This window comes from Sorangium sp. So ce406, assembly GCF_051474675.1.
Lineage (GTDB): Bacteria > Myxococcota_A > Polyangia > Polyangiales > Polyangiaceae > Sorangium > Sorangium cellulosum_G.
The window spans coordinates 12285901-12305155 of the sequence record NZ_CP150340.1 but is presented as its reverse complement, the minus strand read 5'-3'; the positions used below and the strand labels follow the sequence as shown (position 1 = coordinate 12305155).

At 73.0% G+C, this 19255-nt stretch carries 12 protein-coding genes; 2 read left to right on the top strand and 10 right to left on the bottom strand.

What is annotated here, in order from left to right:
- The 4 genes from WME96_RS46220 to WME96_RS46205 all read right to left on the bottom strand — a co-directional run bounded on the left by WME96_RS46220 (position 1) and on the right by WME96_RS46205 (position 3912).
- A complete protein-coding gene (locus WME96_RS46220; protein WP_437287923.1) occupies positions 1-369 on the bottom strand; it encodes a cupin domain-containing protein in 369 nt (122 codons plus the stop codon).
- Between the two features lie 13 nt (positions 370-382).
- Positions 383-832, bottom strand: coding sequence for a 1,2-dihydroxy-3-keto-5-methylthiopentene dioxygenase (locus WME96_RS46215; protein ID WP_437287922.1), 450 nt, complete (start codon positions 830-832; stop codon positions 383-385).
- Positions 833-902: 70 nt separating this feature from the next.
- Positions 903-1895: an FHA domain-containing protein gene (locus WME96_RS46210; RefSeq protein WP_437287921.1), complete on the bottom strand. Its 993-nt coding sequence runs from the start codon at positions 1893-1895 to the stop codon at positions 903-905.
- Positions 1896-1929: 34 nt separating this feature from the next.
- Positions 1930-3912 carry a methyl-accepting chemotaxis protein gene (locus tag WME96_RS46205; protein ID WP_437287920.1) on the bottom strand — a complete coding sequence of 661 codons (1983 nt, stop codon included), beginning with the start codon at positions 3910-3912 and terminating at the stop codon, positions 1930-1932.
- Positions 3913-4320: 408 nt separating this feature from the next.
- On the opposite strand from WME96_RS46205, the gene WME96_RS46200 reads away from it, so the two are divergent.
- Positions 4321-6075, top strand: coding sequence for a sensor histidine kinase (locus WME96_RS46200; protein ID WP_437287919.1), 1755 nt, complete (start codon positions 4321-4323; stop codon positions 6073-6075).
- A gap of 85 nt (positions 6076-6160) precedes the next feature.
- Here the strand turns inward: WME96_RS46200 and WME96_RS46195 are convergent, their stop codons facing one another.
- Positions 6161-10045, bottom strand: a complete 3885-nt coding sequence (locus WME96_RS46195) for a DUF4215 domain-containing protein (protein WP_437287918.1) — start codon at positions 10043-10045, stop codon at positions 6161-6163.
- 453 nt (positions 10046-10498) lie between these two features.
- Between WME96_RS46195 and WME96_RS46190 the strand changes: the two genes are divergently transcribed.
- On the top strand, positions 10499-11974 hold the full coding sequence (locus tag WME96_RS46190) for a Do family serine endopeptidase (RefSeq protein ID WP_437287917.1): 1476 nt from the start codon (positions 10499-10501) through the stop codon (positions 11972-11974).
- 52 nt (positions 11975-12026) lie between these two features.
- On the opposite strand, the gene WME96_RS46185 is transcribed toward WME96_RS46190, so the two are convergent.
- From WME96_RS46185 to WME96_RS46165, 5 genes are all read right to left on the bottom strand, one after another.
- Positions 12027-12953: a phosphatase PAP2 family protein gene (locus WME96_RS46185; protein ID WP_437287916.1), complete on the bottom strand. Its 927-nt coding sequence runs from the start codon at positions 12951-12953 to the stop codon at positions 12027-12029.
- A gap of 57 nt (positions 12954-13010) precedes the next feature.
- On the bottom strand, positions 13011-15215 hold the full coding sequence (locus WME96_RS46180) for a beta-propeller domain-containing protein (RefSeq protein ID WP_437287915.1): 2205 nt from the start codon (positions 15213-15215) through the stop codon (positions 13011-13013).
- Positions 15216-15504: 289 nt separating this feature from the next.
- Positions 15505-16704, bottom strand: coding sequence for a lanthionine synthetase C family protein (locus tag WME96_RS46175; protein WP_437287914.1), 1200 nt, complete (start codon positions 16702-16704; stop codon positions 15505-15507).
- Entirely contained in the window at positions 16701-17534 is an 834-nt protein-coding gene (locus WME96_RS46170) for a DUF4328 domain-containing protein (RefSeq protein ID WP_437287913.1), read from the bottom strand. Before WME96_RS46170 ends, WME96_RS46175 begins: the two co-directional genes overlap by 4 nt.
- Before the next feature lie 61 nt (positions 17535-17595).
- Positions 17596-19221, bottom strand: a complete 1626-nt coding sequence (locus WME96_RS46165; protein ID WP_437287912.1) for a carboxylesterase/lipase family protein — start codon at positions 19219-19221, stop codon at positions 17596-17598.
- Positions 19222-19255 lie beyond the last annotated feature (34 nt).

Genomic DNA, 19255 nt, shown 5'->3' with positions numbered 1-19255 from the left:
TCACCCGGCGTCGCGCCGCGCGAGATCCGGCGCGAACGCCGGTATGCAGAGGGCGAAGTACTCGCTCTCCTCGTCGAACGGATTGCTGTAGCGGACGCGCTGCTCGGGCTCCGTCCAGAGGGCCTGACCGGCAGAGAGGTCGACCGTCTCGCCCGCGATCTCGATCCGCATGCGGCCGCGGATCATCAGCGTCAGCTCGCCGAACGAGGGCGTCTGCGCCGGCTCGCTCCACCCGGGCGGGGCCACCATGTGCGCGAGGCTGAACCCGTCCGTGCCGGTGTTCACGCGGCCGAAGAGCTCCTCGATCAGCTTGCCGCCCGGGACAGGGATCCGGGTCGCGGACGTGACGAGACGGTAAGGACGATCCATGGGGGGCCTCGAGTCAGAACGCGCGGGTCCGGTCGTCGGACACGCGGTAGAGCTGCATGAGCAGGTGGCGACCGCCGTACGGCTGCACGTAGCGGAGCGCGCTCGACTTGCTCGCCACGAAGCGGTGATAGCGCTTCGCCGGCACGACCACGAGATCGCCCGCGCCGACCCAGATGCGCAGCCACTCGTCGTTCAGGCAGCGGATGTCATAGAGTCCCTGCCCCTCGAGGAAGAACCGCACCTCGTCGCCGAGGTGGCAGTGCTCATCCGCGTCTCTCGCGCTATCGGCCTCGTCTCGAGGTCTGCTGAGGTCGCGACGCACATCGTCGTGCTCCGTCCATCCGCGCTCCGCCTGGAAGCGCTGCACCGCCGGCGCCGCTGCGCCCGGGTCGAACGTCTCGCACCGGATCCCTTCCGCCTGAAGCTCCGCCTCGGTGTACTCGATCTCGTCTTCAGCTCTCATTCGGATCGCACGCATGCGCACCCTCCGGGCCTGCGCTCTTCGAACTCTGCGCGCGCGCGACGTCAAGACGCTAACCGCGTCCAAGCAGCCACATCAGACCTGCAATGCTGAGAGCCAGCACACCGAGCGAGAGCAATGCAATGAGCGCCTCCGTGAACCCCCACCCGCCGCCCTGCGGGGCGACCTGACGCGACGACACCGGAGGTCGCGCCAGCGGCGACAACGTGCTCGTGGAAGCGGGCGAAGGCGTCGGTGTGGAAGGCGCCGGCGGGGGCTCGGGCGAAGGAGGCTCGAACACCGCGTCTGGACGGAGCGGCTCGCACGGACTGCGCTCGATTTCCGCGAGCGCCTCCGCGGTCGGGTGCTCGCACATCAGGCGATCACCGGAGAGCGCGAGCACCTGTCCAGGACGCCAGATGGTATCGAACTGAGGCACCGGGGCGCCGTCCAGCAAAGCCCCTGTGCGGGATCCGAGGTCCTGAACTGAGAATTGATCGCCCCTGCGCGTAATGGCCAGATGACGACGCGAGATGTCCGGGTCGTCGAGGACAAGGTCGGTGTCCTTGGCGCGACCGAGGATGTAAGGACGCCCCGACTCCTCGATGCGCAGCGCGCGGCCGCGGTCCGGGCCGTCGACGACGACGACGCGCGGCGCGGGGTCCTCGCCCTGCGCGGCCAGGCCGCGCGCGACGAGCTCGAGGGCGAGCTCCTTGGCCGCGGCGGCGGGGGCGGCCCTGGGGACCGCCGGCTCGATGCGGAGCGCGAGCCAGACGCGGCCGACGCGGATGCGGTCGCCGCTGCGCAGCGGCATCGCCGTGCGCGGGGCGATGCGCGTCTTGCCGAGGTAGGTGCCGTTGTCGCTGCCCTCGTCGAGGAGCAGGTAGGTCGCGCCGCGCTGCCGGATCGACGCGTGGCGGTGGCTCACGCTCGTGTCGGGGAGGCGGACCTCGCAGCCGTCCGCGCGGCCGATGATGATGCGGGGGGCGTCCAGCGTCAGGGAGAGCTCGCCGCCGTCCTCCTTGCCCGCTTCGGCCGGCGCGAGCACCACGATCGTCAGCGCCATCGTTGCTGCCTCTGCGCGGAAGGGCGGCGTTCGGTCAAATGGCCGCCGTGCGACGCATCCGCTCGGCGGCGCTGACGAGCTGCCGCACCGCCTGGTCCTGCTGGCGCGCCGCCTCCTCGATGCGCTTGCCCGCCTCGACGAGCTGCTCGCCGCCGCGCGTCTGGCTGCGGTGCGAGGCGTTGAGGCTGTGCACCATGTTCGAGATCTGCTCGATCGCGCTCGTGATCTGGCGCCCGCCGCGCGCCTGCTCCTGGCTCGACCGCTCCACGTGCTGCGTGATCGTCCGCATCTTCTCCGCGCTCTTCATGATGAGCTCCGAGCCCCGCGCCTGCTCGGCCGTGGCGGCGGCGATCTGCTGCACCGTCTCGGCGATGCGGCCGATCGCGTCCGTGACCTGCTTCGACCCCTTGGCCTGCTCGACCGTGGCGCGGGCGATGGCGCGCACCATGTTCGTCGACTTCTGCGAGCTCTCCAGGATCTTCTTCAGGGCGCGCTCGGCCTCGTTCGACACCTCGACGCCGCGGTCGACGTTGTGGGCGCCGCGCTCGACGGCGGCGATCGCGTTCTTCGACTCGGACTGGATCGTCTTGATGAGCTCGGCGATCTCCTTCGTGCTGCCGCCGGCGCGCTCGGCGAGGTCCTTGATCTCGTCGGCGACGACGGCGAAGCCCTTTCCGTGCTCGCCCGCCTGGGCGGCGATGATCGCGGCGTTCAGCGCGAGCAGGTTCGTCTGCTCGGCGACGTCGTCGATGACGGCCAGGATCTGCCCGATCGCCTCGATGCGGAAGCCGAGGTTCGAGATGACCGCCACGGCCTCCTGGCTCGACTCCTTGATGCGGTAGATCTCACCGATCGTCTTCAGGATGGCCTCGGCGCCCTTCTCGGCGTCGGTCGCCACCTCCTCGGAGAGCCGCGCCGTCTCGTTCGCGTTCGACTGGACCTGGTCGATCGAGACGTCCATCTGGTTCATCGAGGAGCTCGTCTCCTCGGCCGTCAGCGCCAGGGCGTCGACGTTCTTCGCGACCTCGCGGATGGAGTAGGCCATCTCCTCGATCGACGAGACCGTCTCGCGCACGCTCGACCCGAGCTCGCCGACGTTCTCGGCGACCTCCTCGTTCGTGGCCGTCATCTCGAGGATGCTCGAGCTCGACTCCTCGGCGCTCGACGCGAGCGACTCGACCGACTGCGCGATGTTCGCGAGCGCGGTGATCATGTCGCGGATGTAGACGATCGCCTGCTCGCTCGCGTGCATGACGCTGCTCACGCCGTCGCTGAGCTTGGGGAGCTGCTCGTCGAGGAGCATGGTGGCCTGGGCGAGCTCCGTCCGGCGCTGCTTGTCGCGCAGCTCGGCCTGGGAGATGCGCTCGGCGATGCCGGTGAGCTCGCTGTAGAGCCGCGAGAGCTCCGCCGGGGCGCCGGGCGGGACGCGCACCCGCTCGCCGGTGGTGGCGCGCAGCACGGCGTCGACGAGCGCGTCGACGTCGATGTCGGGCCCCCGCTGCGCGAGATCGTTCACCTTGCGGGTGAGCGCCGCGCAGTCCCGCTCGAGCGTGTCGCGCTCCTTCAGGAGCCCGTCGCGCTCGCGGCTCAGGTTGTCCCGCTCCTTCTCCAGGGCGTCGCGCTGCCGCTCGACGCCGTCGCGGTCGCGGCTCAGGCCGTCCCGCTCGCGGGCGAGCTTGTCGCGCTCCTCGGCGAGCGCGTGGCGCTCCTCCGCGAGCTCGGCCTGGCGGCCGGCGATCTCGGCGATCTGCTCGTAGGTCTCGGCGAGGTCGGCGGGGGCGCCCTCGGGGAGCTTGGGCCGCTTGCCGCGCGCGGCCGCGCGGAGCGCGTCGCGCAGGCCCCCGAGGGGGACGCCGCCCTTGGCCGAGAAGCTCGCGTACAGCACCGCCCCCATCGCGGAGACGCCGAACAGCATGAAGAGCTGGCCCGTGTACTCCGCCAGCCACTTCGACGCGAAACTCAACCCGAGGCCGACGAACAGGAGGATTCCAGCGATGGAGAGCTGCTTGGAGTTCATTTCGTGCGTTCCAGCGCGGCCCCGCGACGCGCGCGTTGGCCAGCGCGCGCCCGGCGACCTCGAAGGACGACCGAGCGTAAGAGGCGAGTGCCCCCCGGTGCAAGGAGAGCGCGAGGCAGAAACGCCGCGGGCAGCCGGCAGCGACGGCGCGCTCCTGGGCAGAGGCGCAGGGGCGGCTGGGGAGAGCGCGACGAACTTGGACGCGCTCGGCCCGATCGCGTATTCACGGAGGATGAGGCGGAGAAGGTCCGCGGCGCGGGGGGCTCGGCACAGGCGAAGTTTCCTCTAGTATCGTCACGCACCGCCGCCGCGGACCGCGGCGGCCGCCCGGCCGTCCAGGCGGCCAGGCGGCCTGGCGGCCGCGCCGCCGCGCCGCCGCGCCGCCGCGCGGCCAAGACGGACCCCTCCATGCCCCTCGCCGCTCGCCTCCTGCTCGCCTTCGGGCTCGTCGCCATCATCGCGACGGCGTTCGTCGGGGTGACCCTCCGCGAGGCGTCGCGGGAGGTCATCGAGAGCGGCTTCGCCGACCGGATCGACGCGGCGCACGCGGGCGTGCGGCAGCAGCTCGCGTGGGAGGCCGACGCCCTGCGCGATCTGCTGCCGCCGCTCTGCCGGCACGACACGTTCGTGGACAAGGCCCACGTCGAGCTCGAGCGGGCCAAGGGCGACCCGGACGCCATGGATCCGGGGAGCCGCATCGCGATCGGCCGGCAGGTCCCGAGCCAGGCCAAGGCACTGCGGCTCGACGAGCTCTCGCTCGTGGCGGGCAACGGGGCCGTCCTCGGGGCCGAGGACGGCGCGCGCATCGGGGCCCGCGACCGGCGGCTCGCGGAGCTGATCAAGGCGCCCGGGGGCGCGCCGCGGCTCCGGCCGGCCAGGGCGGGCGGCGAGCCGTCGCTGGAGGTGCACTGCGCGCTGACGGACCACGGGGTGACGCTCGGCCTCGTGGGCGCGCGGCGGATCGGCCCGGTGCTCGCGCGCATCGGCGAGGCGTACGACGTGCGGCTCACGGCGGCGCGCGAGGGGCAGCCGGCGCCCCGGAGCGGCGAGGCCGAGGTGGTGCGCGTCCTGCACTTCCCGGAGATCCCGGGGCTCGACGTGGTCGCGTCGGTGTCGCGCGATCCGCTGCGGCAGGCGCTCGGGCGGCTCGACCGGTCGATCGCCCTGACCGGCGCGACGGTGCTGGCGATCGCCCTCGCGATCGCCGTGGTGCTGGCGCGCAGCCTGTCGCGGCCGCTCGTGGCGCTGGCCCGCGAGACGCGCGAGGTGATGAGCGGCGCGCCGCGGCGGGTGGAGGGGCGCGGGGGGCGGGAGATCGCGGATCTGGCGGCGGCGTTCAACGCGACCATCGACGAGCTCGCGGCGATGCGCAAGCGCCTGGCGGCGACCGAGCGCATCGCGGCGCGGCGCGAGGTGGCGCGCCAGATCGCCCACGAGATCAAGAACCCGCTCGCGCCGATCCGGGCGGCGGTGGAGACCCTGCGCCGGCTGCGGCAGCGGGACGACCCGGCGTTCGACGACTACTTCGAGGAGGCGACGTCGACGGTGCTGGACGAGGTGCACCGGATCGCGAACATCGTGACCGAGTTCACCCGGTTCGCGCGCCTGCCGCCGCCGAACCTGGAGCCCGTCGATCTGGTCGCGATCGCGCGCGGGGTGGTCACGCTGCACGCCGCGCCGGCGTCGGGCGAGCCGACCGCCGGTGGGACCGGCGGGGCGGCGCCGCGCGTCGAGCTCGTGGCCGACCCGATCCCGAGGGTGTCCGCCGACCGGGACCAGATCATCCAGGTGCTCACGAACCTGGTCCAGAACGGGCTCGACGCGGCGGCCGCCGTCCGGCGCGACCCGCGCGTCTCGGTGACGATCGGCCCGCTGCCGAGCGACCGCGTGCGCATCGTGGTGCGCGACAACGGGCCCGGCGTGGCGGAGGAGATGGTGCCGCGGCTGTTCGAGCCCTACGCGACCAGCAAGGAGAAGGGGACGGGGCTCGGGCTCGCGATCGCGCAGCGGATCGTGTTCGAGCACGGCGGGGAGATCAGCTACCGCAAGGCCCAGAAGGGGGGCGCGGTCTTCGAGATCTGGCTGCCGGTCGCGGGGCCTCCCCTCCTGGAGAAGCCGCTCGGGGAGACCACGGTGCGGCCGAGGGGGCCGGAGGCGCCGTGAGCCGGGGCGCGCGCCGGGCGACGCGCGCCTCCGTTCAACCGCTCGCCTGACGGGCGCCGGGGTTCGGGGCGGAGCCCCGGGGGGACTAGCGCGGCTGGTTGTCGTACTCGCAGGCCGAGCTGCAGCCGTCGCCGCTCGTGTTGTTCCCGTCGTCGCACTCCTCGTAGACGCTCTGCCGCTCGCCGTCGCCGCAGTACGGCCCGTACACGCAGCCGGGCGCGCACTTGCCGTAGCCGCCGGTGTTGTTGCCGTCGTCGCACTGCTCGCGGCCGTTGACCACGCCGTCGCCGCAGCGCGGCCCGTAGAGGCACCTCGGGCCGCACTCGCCGTAGCCGCCGTCGTTCACGCCGTCGTCGCACTGCTCGCCGAGGTTCGCCTGCACCACCGCGTCGCCGCACTGGGCGCCGAGGCGGCAGTTGTCGCTGCAGCCGGTCGCCGCGTTCGGGGGGTCGCACTGCTCGCCCCACGCCTCGTCGACGCGGCTGTCGCCGCACCGGGCGGCCGGCGTGCAGTCCGGGAAGCAGCTCCCGTAGAAGCCGTCGTTCACGCCGTCGTCGCAGGTCTCGGCGCCGTTCCTGACGCCGTCGCCGCAGTACGGCCCGTACGAGCAGCGCTCATCGCAGCCGTTGTACGCGCCGGTGTTGCTGCCCTCGCCGAGATCGCACGCCTCCTCGTCGGGCTGCACCACGCCGTCGCCGCAGCGCGGCCCGTACAGGCACATCGGGGCGCACTCGCCGTAGCCGCCGTCGTTGCGGCCGTCGTCGCACTCCTCGCCGTAGCTCGCCTGCACCACCGAGTCGCCGCAGTGGGCGCCGACCTGGCAGCCGACGCAGCCCAGGTCGGCCGGGTCGTCGCACGCCTCGCCCCACTCCGCGTCGACGCGGCCGTCGCCGCACCGCGGGGCGCGCGTGCAGTTCGGGTTGCACGTGCCGTACAGGCCGTCGTTGCGGCCGTCGTCGCACTGCTCGGTGCCGTTCACCACGCCGTCGCCGCACGACGGCCCGATCTCGCACGAGGTCGTGCAGCCGCCGTAGCCGGTCGCCGTGTTGCCGGCGCCGAGATCGCACGCCTCGTACGGGGCGTTGACCGCGCCGTCGCCGCAGCGGGGCGGGGCCACGCACCCCGGCGCGCAGGCGCCGGACGCGTTCGCGTACGTGCTGTTGTTGACGCCGTTGTCGCACGCCTCGGGGCCGTTCCGGACGCCGTCGCCGCAGTAGGGACCGAGCTGGCAGTTGTTGCACTCGCCGTAGCCCGTCCCGTTCTCGCGGCCGTCGTCGCACTCCTCGCCCGGCGTCACGACCGGCGGGTCGACCCCGCACTGCGGCGTGCAGACCGACCTGCCGGCGGTGAAGCCCGCCAGCGTGAGCTGGTAGTTCGACCCGGTCACGTGGCGCTCGGCCTGGAACACGACGATCTCGTAGACCCGGCCCGCCTCGAGGTTGAGGTCGACGGTCCTCGCGGCGTGGCGCGTGCAGGCCGCGTTGTCGCAGGCGTTCACGCGGGCGTCGCCGTTGTCCAGGATGGTGACGCTCTCCTCGGCCTGCCCGTGGATGCCGCCGATGTCCGCGGTCAGCGTGTTCTTGATGAACACCCAGACGTCGTCGTCACCGTAGAAGGTGAGCACCGGGTTGTTGGAAGCGACGGAGTCCGGGGTGAACTGGAACCAGTACCGGACCTCGCTCGTGAAGTAGAAGTTGTGCCCGCCGTCCTGCGCCCTCTCCAGCCCGGCGGTGACGAGGTTGTCGAGCGCGGGGTCGGCGCCGGGCGGGTCGCGGTCCACCGGCCAGAACGGGTTCCGCTCGTAAACGAACGTGCCGGCGCCCTCCTCGACCATGTTGATGGTCGTGACGAGCGTCCTGTTGAAGTCCGGGTTGTCCCGGTACCACCACTGGAAGTTGTCCTGCCCCGAGGTCCAGCCGTTGTCGGCGCTCGGCGTGGAGAAGCCGGCGCCGTGCGCGTTCACGGGCTTGCCGTCCGCGTCGAGCGTCGCCCGGACGGTGCCGTCGATCTGCCCGCCGGACGTGGGCGTGATCTCGAAATCGAAGTGGCCGATGAGGCGGTCGGACAGGTTGGCGTCGCACGCGGAGTTGCTCGAGGCGCGGCTGTACGTCGTCGGGCACCAGCCGATGAAGTCGCGGATGACCATCGGCAGCCGCATCGTGCTGGGCGCCACGGAGCAGGCGTAGCCCGGCTCGACCCTGCACGTGGCGGAGCAGCCGTCGCCGCTCACGTTGTTGCCGTCGTCGCACGCCTCCGTCGCGTCGCCGGGCAGGAGGATGCCGTCGCCGCACGCCGAGGAGCACGCGCCGCCGACGCACGCCGGCTCGCGCTTGCAGTCCGGCGTGCAGCCGTCGTTCCAGCTCGCGTTGCCGTCGTCGCAGACCTCGGTCCCCTCGCGCCTGCCGTCGCCGCAGACCGAATAGCCCCGGCAGTCCTGGGGCGCGGCGTTGTTGCACACGCGGCCCGGCTCGATCTTGCAGGTCGCGTCGCAGCCGTCGCCCGCGGTGGTGTCGCCGTCGTCGCACTGCTCGGCGCCGCGCTTGATCCCGTCGCCGCAGACCGTCTTGCAGGGGAACCCGACCCGCGAGCAGTCCCACCCCGGCTCGATGGTCCGGCAGTCGGCGCTGCAGCCGTCGCCGCTCGCCGGCGGGCGCTGGCCGTCGTCGCACACCTCGTCGCCGCCGATCACCCCGTCGCCGCAGACGGGCGGCGCGGGCGGCGTGCAGGCGCCGCCGGCCCGCGGGCACGTCCAGCCGAGCTCGATCCGGCACTGCGCGGTGCAGCCGTCGCCGCCCTCGGGCGTCGTCCCGCCGCCGTCGTCGCACTGCTCGCCGGCCTGCACCGCGCCGTCGCCGCAGAACGTCCGCCGCGTGCAGGCCTGGCCGGGCCTGCAGACCCAGCCCTCCTCGAGCCGGCAGTCCGCGGTGCAGCCGTCGCCGGACGCCGGCGGATCGTCGCCGTCGTCGCACTGCTCGGCGCCGTTCACGCGGCCATCGCCGCACCGGTACAGCAGGATGCACGGCTCGCCCGGCTCGGGGCACACGTACGCCGGGTCGCGCACCCGGCAGTCGGCGCTGCAGCCGTCGCCGTCCGCGCTGTTGCCGTCGTCGCAGAGCTCCCCCGGCTGCACCTCGCCGTCGCCGCACTCGATCAGCCGCACGCACGGCGATCCGGGGGTCGGGCAGGAGTAATAGGGCTCCTGCCGGCACAGGCTCGAGCAGCCGTCGCCGCTCGTCGTGTTGCCGTCGTCGCACCCCTCGCCGGTCTCCCTCAGGCCGTTGCCGCAGACCGGCAGCCGGGTGCACGGCTGGCCGGGCCGGCTGCACTGATACCCCGGCTCGCGCTTGCACTCGGCGTCGCAGCCGTCGCCGGACGCGGGCGGGTCGTCGCCGTCGTCGCACTCCTCCGAGCCGTTCACGCGGCCGTCGCCGCAGTCGTAGAGCAGGACGCACGGCTCTCCCGGCCTCGGGCACACGTACGACGGGTCGACGTAGTAACAATCGGCGCTGCAGCCGTCGCCATCGGCATTGTTGCCGTCGTCGCAGAACTCGCCGGGATGGAGGATGCCGTCGCCGCACGCGATGGTGAGCGCGCAGGGCTGGCCGGGGGTCGTGCACTCCCAGTACGGCTCGACCTGGCAGAGGCCGGAGCAGCCGTCGCCGGGGAGCGTGTTGCCGTCGTCGCAGGCCTCGCTCTCCTGGTTGCGCGCGCCGTCGCCGCACGCGGGATCCGGAGGCAGGTAACACTCGGGGGGCGGCTCATCGACGTCGCACGGGTCCGGCTCGCCGGCGCCGCTGCCGCCGAGCCCGGGGCCGCTGCCGACCGTGAACTCCGGCTCACCGCCGGCCCCTCCGGAGCCGGGTCCGCCCGCGCCGCTGCCGGAGCTCGCCCCGCCCCCGCCGCCGGTCCCGCCGCTCGGCGTCTCGACGCCCCCGCCGCAGGCGACGGCCGCCTGGAGCAATCCCACCATCAAGGCCAGATAAGAGGTTCTCAAAGCCACGACCCACCTCGATGACGCGCGTTGCGCTGTTCGCAGGCAAACGGCGTCACTGTGCACTGTATCGCGAACAAACGTCGCGCCTCCAGACGGAATTTGCTTTCCGGGACACAATCTTCGGCGCCCGGTGCGGGCGGGGCCGCGCGTGCGCCACAGCGCTGCGGGCCGCCGGGAGGGCCTGAGACAGAACGCCCCGGCGGCGAGGTGGGAGGCGCGGTGATCTCCTGTCGTCTCGTGGAGAGAAGAGGCGGAGAGCGGCGACCGTGCAGCGACGTGGAGCCGGGGGGCGGACAGCGCCGCTCGACGCCGCTCCGCGGGGCGCCGGCCGGCTCATCCGTGCTGTTGGACGAGGCCGGACGCGGCGCCCGGGGCACGGGACATGAATGGCGCGCCGGCATGCACGCACGCTGGGCTCTCCCTCTCGCCGTGATCGCCGCGCTTCCGCTCGGTTGCCTGGACCGGAGGGAGCATCGCTCCGGGGGCGAACAGATCGCCGAGGCCGCTCCGCCGCCCGCGCCGGGGCCGCTCGACGTGCCGCCCTCCGCGCGGGACGCGGTGTCGCTCCAGGCGGGCTTCGCGCCGATCGTGTCGCGCGTGAGCGCCGCTGTCGTGAACGTCTCCTCGGTGCGGTTCGTGCGGCCGCCGACGCCGGAGCGCATCCCGTTCTTCTCGGACCCGCTCTTCCGCGAGTTCTTCGGGCCGCGGCAGGACGACGGGAGCGACGGGCAGCCGCTGCCGGGCCCGCGCGTCCAGCGCGAGCAGAGCGTCGGCTCGGGCGTGATCGTGTCGCGCGAAGGCCACGTGATCACGAACGCGCACGTGGTGCAGGACGCCAGTCAGGTCCGCGTCGCGCTGCCGGGCAGGCCCGAGATGAAGGCGAAGGTCGTGGGCGTGGACGCGCGGACCGACGTCGCGGTGCTCAAGCTCGAGGGGGGCGAGTTCGCGTTCACCCCGTTCGGCGACTCGGGCGCGGTGCGCGTGGGCGACTTCGCGCTCGCGATCGGCAACCCGTTCGGCATCGGCCAGACCGTCACCCAGGGGATCATCAGCGCGGTCGGCCGCGGCAACATGGGGATCGTCGACTACGAGGACTTCCTCCAGACCGACGCGGCCATCAACCCCGGCAACTCCGGCGGCGCGCTGATCAACATGGCGGGGGAGCTCATCGGGATCAACACGGCCATCCTCGCGCGCGGCGCGCAGGGCAACCAGGGGATCGGGTTCGCCGTGCCGTCGAAGCTCGCCCGCGCGGTGATGGAGCAGATCCTGGAGCACGGCCGCGTGATCCGCGGCGCGCTCGGCGTCGCGATCCAGGACGTCACGCCCGCGCTCGCCGAGGCGCTCGGGATGCCTCCGGACACGCGCGGCGCGGTCGTCAGCGACGTGTCCGCGGGGAGCGCCGCCGAGAAGGCGGGGCTCCGGCGCGGCGACGTTGTCGTCGCCCTGCGCGGCGAGCACCTGACCGACGGCCGCGACCTGCGGATGCGGATCGCCGAGGCGAAGCCTGGCGACAAGATCGAGCTGCGCGTGCTCCGCGACGGGCGGAGCGTGGAGCTCACCGCGACGCTCGACGAGCTGCCGGAGCCGAAGCCGGAGGAGCCGGTGCAGGCGCCGGCGTCGACCGGCGCGCTGGGGGTCGAGGTCGCCGCGCTCTCGGACGACCTGCGGCGGCGGTTCGGGATCCCCGACGACGTGAAGGGCGCGCTCGTGGTGGGGCTCGGCCCCGGCAGCCCGGCGGCGAGGGCGGGGCTCGGCCCGGGCGACGTCCTCCTCGAGGTGAACCGAAAGCCGGTGGCGAGCCCGGAGCAGCTCAAGCAGGAGGTCGACGCGACCGGCGCCCGGCCGGTGCTGCTGCTGGCGTGGCGGGGCGGGCAGACGCGGTTCGTGCTCGTGGAGCGGTGAGGCCCGCGGCGCGGTGAGCCACGGCCGCGCGCGCCGCGGCCGCGCGCGCCGCTCAGGCCGGGATCGGCTGGTTGGCCCTGCCGGGCCTGCGCCGCGCGACCTCGATCCCCGAGATGCAGACGGCCAGCCACATGCTCCCGGCCGCGAACCCCGCGAGCACGTCGCTCAGGTAGTGCACGCCGAGGTACATGCGGCTGAAGCCCATCGCCACGGTCCAGCTCATCGCGAGCGCGAGGAGGGCGAGGCGGACGCGGAGCGTCCGGACGAACAGGAGCCCGAGGTACGAGAGCATCCCGAAGGTCACGAACGTGCCCATCGAGTGCCCGCTCGGGAAGCTCCAGCCGGCGGCGAGCGCGAGCGGCTCGTCGAACGTCGGCCGCGGCCGCGCGAACAGGGCCTTGAGCGCGTAGTTGAGGAGCCCGCCCCCGGCGAGCGCGATCAGCCACCCCACCGCGAGGACGCGCTCCCGCCGCAACAGGAGCGCCGCGGCCACGGCGATCGCGACGACGGTGAGCGCCCAGCCGCTGCCGAGGTGGGTGAAGGCGCGGAGCGCCGCCACGCCGGCGCTGCTCGTCGCGCCGTGGAGCGCGCGCGCGAGCGCGCGGTCGACCTGCACGATCGACGCGCCCCCGCTCACCGCGTCCGCGAGCGCGACGAACACGAGCGCGGCCATGCTGAGCGCGAGGCCGAGGGCGAGGTGGATGACGAGGTACTCGGCCGCGGAGAGCTCGCGGAGCACCCGCGCGACCGAGGGGAACGTGGTCGACAGCCGCCGCGTGATCGGGTGCTCGGCCGCCGCGCGGTAGGCCCGGACGGCCCGCCCCCACAGCGCGCGCGCGTGGCGATCGGAGAGGCGGGCGACCGCGACCAGCCCGAGGAGCACCCCGACCGTCCCGGCCAGGAGCAACGCGAGCAGCAGGAACGGCCGCGCGCCGACCGCCGCGGCGAGCTCTTCGGCGCCCATGTCCAGCGCGTGCATCGCGCAGCTCTAGCACGCGGCCCTGCCGGTCCGACGCGCCCGCGCCGCCGAGCTCGCTCAGGGGGTGAGCGGCACGACGGCCAGGGGCGACGCGAGGTCGCTGACGTGGGCGACGCGGATCTCCCCCGCCGACACGGAGTAGACGTAGTCCTCCAGGAAGACGCTGCGCTTCACGTACGAGTTCGACTGGGTCCACCAGCTCGAGCAGCCGGAATAGTACGGGTCGGAGCTCGCGTCGGGCAGCGGGTGGGGGAGGCCGCCGACCGAGGTGAAGCCCTCGGCGACGTCGACCTTGTAGACGAGCAGCCCGCTGAACGTCATCGTGTCGCCGAAATTGCCGCCGCTCCCGCCCTCGCAGATGACCATGGGGAGCCCGAGCAGCCCCCGCTGGGCGAAGTAGTTGAACGCGAGGTGGTTGGTCGCGGCGTCGCTCGTGGAGCCGCGCGTCCCGATCACCTCCTTGTGCGTGAGCTTCGGCTCATCGAGATCCGTCACGTCGAAGATCTGGAGCATGATGCCCTGGAAGAACGCGAAGTCCCCCTGGTCGTCGGCGTCGTAGCCGATGCTCAGGACGTGCCCCTCGTCGATCATGTGCATGTAGGTCGAGAACCCGGGGATCTTGAGCTCGCCGCGCACCTTCGGCGCCTCGGGCTCCGAGAAATCGAGCGTGAAGAGCGGGTCCGTCTTCTTGAAGGTCACCATGAACCCCACGTCGCCATAGAAGCGCACGGACCGGATGTCCTCGCCCGGAGCGAGGTTGTCCACGATCCCCTTGACCACGAGCTCGCCGCCCTCGAGCTTCATCGAGGCGACGGTGTTGTGCGTGGCCGGATCGGGCAGGTGGCCGGTGGTGGTCGCGACGCGGAGATAGCCGTCGTGCTCGCTCAAGGCGAACTGGTTGAGCACGCGCCCCTTCACCGCGCCGCTCCCCATGTACGCGCTCGGCAGCGCGCGCTCGTTGAGGGCGAACTTGTGGACCGTCGTGGCGTCCGGCGTCGTCGCCCCGTCCTCGTAGAACCAGCCGTACGTGGCCCCGTACGCGTGCCGGCTCGCCACGTAGAGCGCCTCGGAGGTCGCGTAGACGGCGCCGGGCTTGCCGACGACCGTGGTCTGGCCGAGGGCATCGCTGCCGAGCTCGGTCGAGACGATCGAGAGGAAGCTCTGGCCGTCGCCGGTGTTCGACAGGTAGTAGTTCTCGCAGCCCGCGAACGGGTCGTCGCTCCGCGGGTGCGCCACGCCGTCCCGGTAGATCGTGTCCTCCACGGTGGGCAGAGCGAGGTCGAGCGGGGCCGCGTCGATGACCTCGAGGTTCTCCTGCAGGAGCGCGTCGAACGCGTCGTTCACGGCGTCCACGGCCCCCGGGGTGACCCCCGCTGCGGCCAGCGCGCAGACGTCGATGGCCTGCGGCCAGAACGAGAGTCCTTCCACCGTGGGCTCCGGGGAGGACACGACCGTGTGCACCGCGCTGCCGATGCGCCGGGCGTTGATGAACGAGCCGGAGAACTTCATCGTGCGCACGACGGTCGGGGCGGAGAGGTCGCTGAGGTCGAGCTCGGTGATCACGAGGGGCGCGCCGTCTCCCGTGAACTCGCAGTCGTATCCGTACGTGCACTCGCTGTAGTACTCGGAGGAATCGCCGACGAACTCCGGGGTCAACGACGAGTACACGAGGGCGCGCTTGTCGTGGACGAAGAGCTTCTTCGGCTCCCCCTCGATGGCGACCGACGCGACGCGGTGCGTGTCGGCGGCGGGCCACGCGTCGAAGATCTGGAGTTTCCCGTGGGCGAGGAGGTAGACGTGCCCTCCGTCGTTCTTGATGAAGTCCGCCTCGTCGACGTCCGCTTCCTGCGTGTTCGTCGTCGAGTAGTCCTCGGCGGCCCCGCCGCCGTCGTCCACCCCGCCCGCGCCCGGCGAGGTGGGGAAGCCTCCCGCGCCCGTGCTCGCGCCCACGCCGACGCCCGAATCGTAGTCCACGGTGCACCCGTGCTCGAGCTGCTCCAGGGCGATCTCTCGATACCCCTCGAGATTCTTGGTCATGTTCTGCTTCAGCCGCTCGCGGACCAGCGACTCGACCTCATCGCAGCTCGCCGCGGGCGTGAGGGCGCTCTTCGCGACGGCCGTCTCCACGGGCTCGTCCGGCTCATCGGGGGTGCCTGGTCCGCCCGGGATGACCGAGCCGCCCGGGGCGACCGAGCAGGCCGCGAAGCTGACGCCGAGCGCCAGCAGAGAAACAAGCGTACATGTCCTGGGGATCGAGCGCATGGCAAGCCTCCGTGACGAGTTCGTCGTCCAGTCGATGGCCGGCCGACAGGCACGGGGCGTGCCTCGAGATTCATCAATCATTTCATGGGGTTGATGGCGAGCGCGATGGCACATGGCGGCACACGCGTGCGCCCTGTGGCTCACCGGCTCAGATGGGTGCGCGCGCCGATGGGCTCGGTGGAGGCGTCCGAGGAGCAACGGTGCACCAGGGGCGGGGCGGCGAGGGGGCCCGGCGCTCGACGCCGGGCCCTGGAGATCGATGACCATCAGTCCAGGATCGGCGTATCCATCACCACGCGCTGTCGATCCCCGGCATGCCGCGGCTGCGCCCGTCGAGGCAGTCGATCAGATAACACGCGAGCCCCGCGTCCCCCGTCCACAGGCTGTAACGCCACTGCCCCACGCGGGTGAACTCGGCCTCGGACTGCGCGAGAGCCCACATCGCGAACTCGCGGGCACGCTCGAGCCAGAAGGCGTCTCCGGTGCGCCGGTGCATCTCGAGCAGGGCGGCCCCGTTGCCGTCGGTGCCGTGGCACAGCGCGACTCCCTTCTCCAGCGGACCGGCGGCCACGATCAACCGCGCGCCCCGGATCAACAGCGGCAGCGCCTCGGGCAGCGCCGCGTGGCGCAACGACGTGATGATCCCCGGCGCGCCGTGGCACCACTGCAGCAGCGGCTTGGGCGGTCCTTCCAGCAGCGGGGGCCAGTTGGCCAGCTCGCCGTCGATCTGCGCGAGGCGGCCGAGCCCTTGCAGCGTCCGCGCGCGCAGCTCGACCCGCTGCGCGGGGCTCAACAGGGCCTGTCCGCGCCACAGCGAATAGAGATTGCCGGCCCAGCCGTGGCCGGCGCCGACATGGCGACTCCGGCGGCCATACAGGTCCTGTTCCCACAACCAGACGTCCCGGTCCTCGTCGTGAATCCAGCTCTCCCACAGCGCCGCCGCGCTGTCGCGGACTAGCTCGGCCCAGCGCTCGTCCCCCGTCGCCTCGTGCAGGAACAGCGCCGCGAGCATCGTCCCGGGCGCGCCCCACAGCGCCTCTCGGGTGGGGTTCGCGCGGTTTCCGCGGATCATCTCGGCCAGGCGATCGGCCTTGCGGGCGTCGTGCTGGGCCAGACAAGAGAGCGCGAGCGGCGCGCTCTCGCCGAGGAACCACGACGGCACGCGCTCGCCGGTGTCGGGCCAGCGCGCGTAGTCGTCCAGCACCTCCTCGAAGATCTCGGGCAGGCCCATCGGCAGCGCGCAGAAGCCCGCCGCCGCGACGCGGGCGAGGGCGAGCCAGACGCCGCACGCGCCGAAGTACAGGCTCTGGAGCGGACCGGGCGGCTCCGGCCCATCCTCGATGTCGCGCGGATGTATCGGCCAGGCCTGGCCGGCCGCCCGGATCGCCAGCGCTTCCGCGGACCAGCGCCCTAACCACGCTTGCACCCGCCCGGGGTCCCACGCCTCGCGCGGCAGCGCGACGTGCCGTGTCGGGAGATAAAGGGTCATTGCAGGCCAGCGTCGAATCCGGTGAGCTTCGCGAGATCCTGACGCAGCTGGCGATCCCGCTCCACGAGCCGGCCGTCGAGCTCCTCGTCGGACGCGTGCCGCAGCCGTCGATGGCGCTCAGCGACGCGGCTGTCGATCGCCCGCACCACGCGCATCGCGAGCAGCGCGGCGGCGATCGACGCCGCGTCGGACAGGATGAAGACGGCCCTGGCCTGGGTGAACTCCGCGACGGTCTGGTCGCGCATGCCCGAGGCGATCCAGCCGAGGAAGCGGCTCGCGACGTAGAGCGCCCACCACACGCCGATCGCCGCGTGGTGCACCGCGCCCGCCGGCGGGGCGTGCACCACCTCGACGCGCCGGTAGCCGGCCGCGCCGTCCAGCACCGGGCGCGGCGCAGGCTCGGGCGCCCCGTCGGGGGCGAGGCCGTCGTGGAGATCGCGCACCACCTTGTAGGGCTGCACCAGGTTCACGACGGGGATGAGAAAGGCCATCACCGCCTCGGAGGGCGTCCAGGGAAAGCCGCGCACGAGCTCGAGCGCGTCGGCCACGGTGACAGCCTTGACCAGCCAGCGCAGGAACAGCACGCCCGCCAGGAGCCCGAGCACGAGTTCGCTGAGGCCGCCGGCTTCACGGAGCGAGTTGGCGAGCTCCCAGGCCCAGCCCGGGACCTCCGTCCGGCGGAGCAGCGCGATGTGCAGCGCCCCGACCAGGCCCGTGAACGCCCCCACCGCCGCCATCGCGCCCAGCCCGACGGTCGCCGCGCGAGCGCGCCTTCGCGCCGCGCGGACGTCTCGGTCCCACGCCGCCCGAGCCTCGATCCAGCCGCTCATCGGCAGGAGGCTAACAGCGCGGCGCGGCGCGTGCCAATCAGCGCGGCCGGCGCGCCGCGGCTCATAACGTCGACCAGAAATCGAGCTGGTGCTCGGCCACGACATCGACGTTGCGGATCCCGCCGTCGCCTGGCGCGAGCGATTGCACGTACTGCGCGTCATCCCCACGGAACTGCGGCCAGGGCGGCAGATCGGGGCGGCTCGGATCCCCCGCGCGCGCGAACTGGGACCAGCAGGCGATCATCTGCTGCGACAGCCGCTGCTGCTCGGGCGCGAGCCCGGACGGCTCCCCGACGAAATCGAGCAGGTACACGACGTCCGAGGCGTGGTGCGCGCCGAGGGGAAACCCCTCGGGCGCGGGGACGGCCGCGGGGGCGTCGCGGTCGGCGAACTCGAAGGCGTACACCGGCGTGTGCGCCGCCAGCGACAGGCTCTGCTCGTGCGTCGCGCGCCACCAGACGCGATCGGTGATCACGGCCGCCCACGCGAGCGCCGGCGAGCCGTATGCGTCGATTGGATACCGCGCCTCGACCTGCTCGGCCGCCTCGCCGAACGCCTCGGCGAGCAGCTCGCGATAGCGCTGCTCCGTCACCGACGCGCCCGCGAGCTCGTAAAACAGCGCGACGAACAGCCGGCCCTCGTCCTGCGTGGCGCCCGAGAGCACCGGCACCCGGTGGAACCGGCCTGCCCGCAGCGCCTCGGCCGGGCTCTCGGGCAGCACGGCGCCGCCGAACGCGGGCATGACGAAGCGCGCCGTGTGCGGCAGCAGCTCGTCCACCGGCGCGCCGCGCAGGCGCTCGAGCGCGACGTCCGTCTCGCTCGCCGGCTCGACCCACCCCTGCTCGGACGCGAGCGCCTCCCCTGTCGCCTGCACCTCGGCGGCCGGCGACCAGAACGGCGGCAGCGCAGGCAGGCCCGGATAGAACGTGCCCGCCGGGTAGTCCGCCAGGGCGAAGCCGCTCTGCAGCGCGACGCGGTGGAACAGCCCGGCCGCGTCCGGCGAGGTGAGCTGCGCGCTCGCGGCGAAGGCGCCCCACGACTCGCCGAACAGGGTGACGTTGCCCGGATCGCCGCCGAAGGCCGCGATGTTGCGCTGCACCCAGCGCAGCGCCGCCTGCTGATCCTGCAGGCCGAAGGTCCCCGATCCGTCGAGCCCCGGGTACCCGAAGAACCCGAAGATGCCGAGACGGAAGTTGATCGTCACGACGACGACATCGCCGCCGACAGCGAGCCGACGGGCGTCGAAGACGCTGCCCGCGCCGGTGGCCTCGCCGCCCCCGTGCAGCCAGACCATCACGGGCCGGAGGCGCTCTGGATCGACCGACCGCGGCGTGGTGACGTCGAGGGTGAGGCAGTCCTCGTCGACGCTGCCGATCGGGCTGTACGCCGTCGGCGCCTGAGGGCACGGGCTCCCCGGCCGCGTCGCGTCCCTCGGCTCGGTCCAGGGCGCCGCCGGCTCCGGCGCGCGCCAGCGCAGCGGGCCCACCGGCGGCGCAGCGTATGGAATGCCCTGAAACAGGCGATGTTCGTCGTGGATCGCGCCCCTCACCGGCCCGGCGTCGGTCCGCACGAGCTCCGGCGAGGCCTCGTCGTTGCTCGGCGTGCTGTCGCCGCTCCCTGCGCAATGGGTCGTCGCCAGCGCGCACATCAGCGCGGCCACGCTCGTCCTTCGTCCGTGCGTCGTCATGGCTGCCTCCGGTCGCGCGGTCGAAGCACGAAGC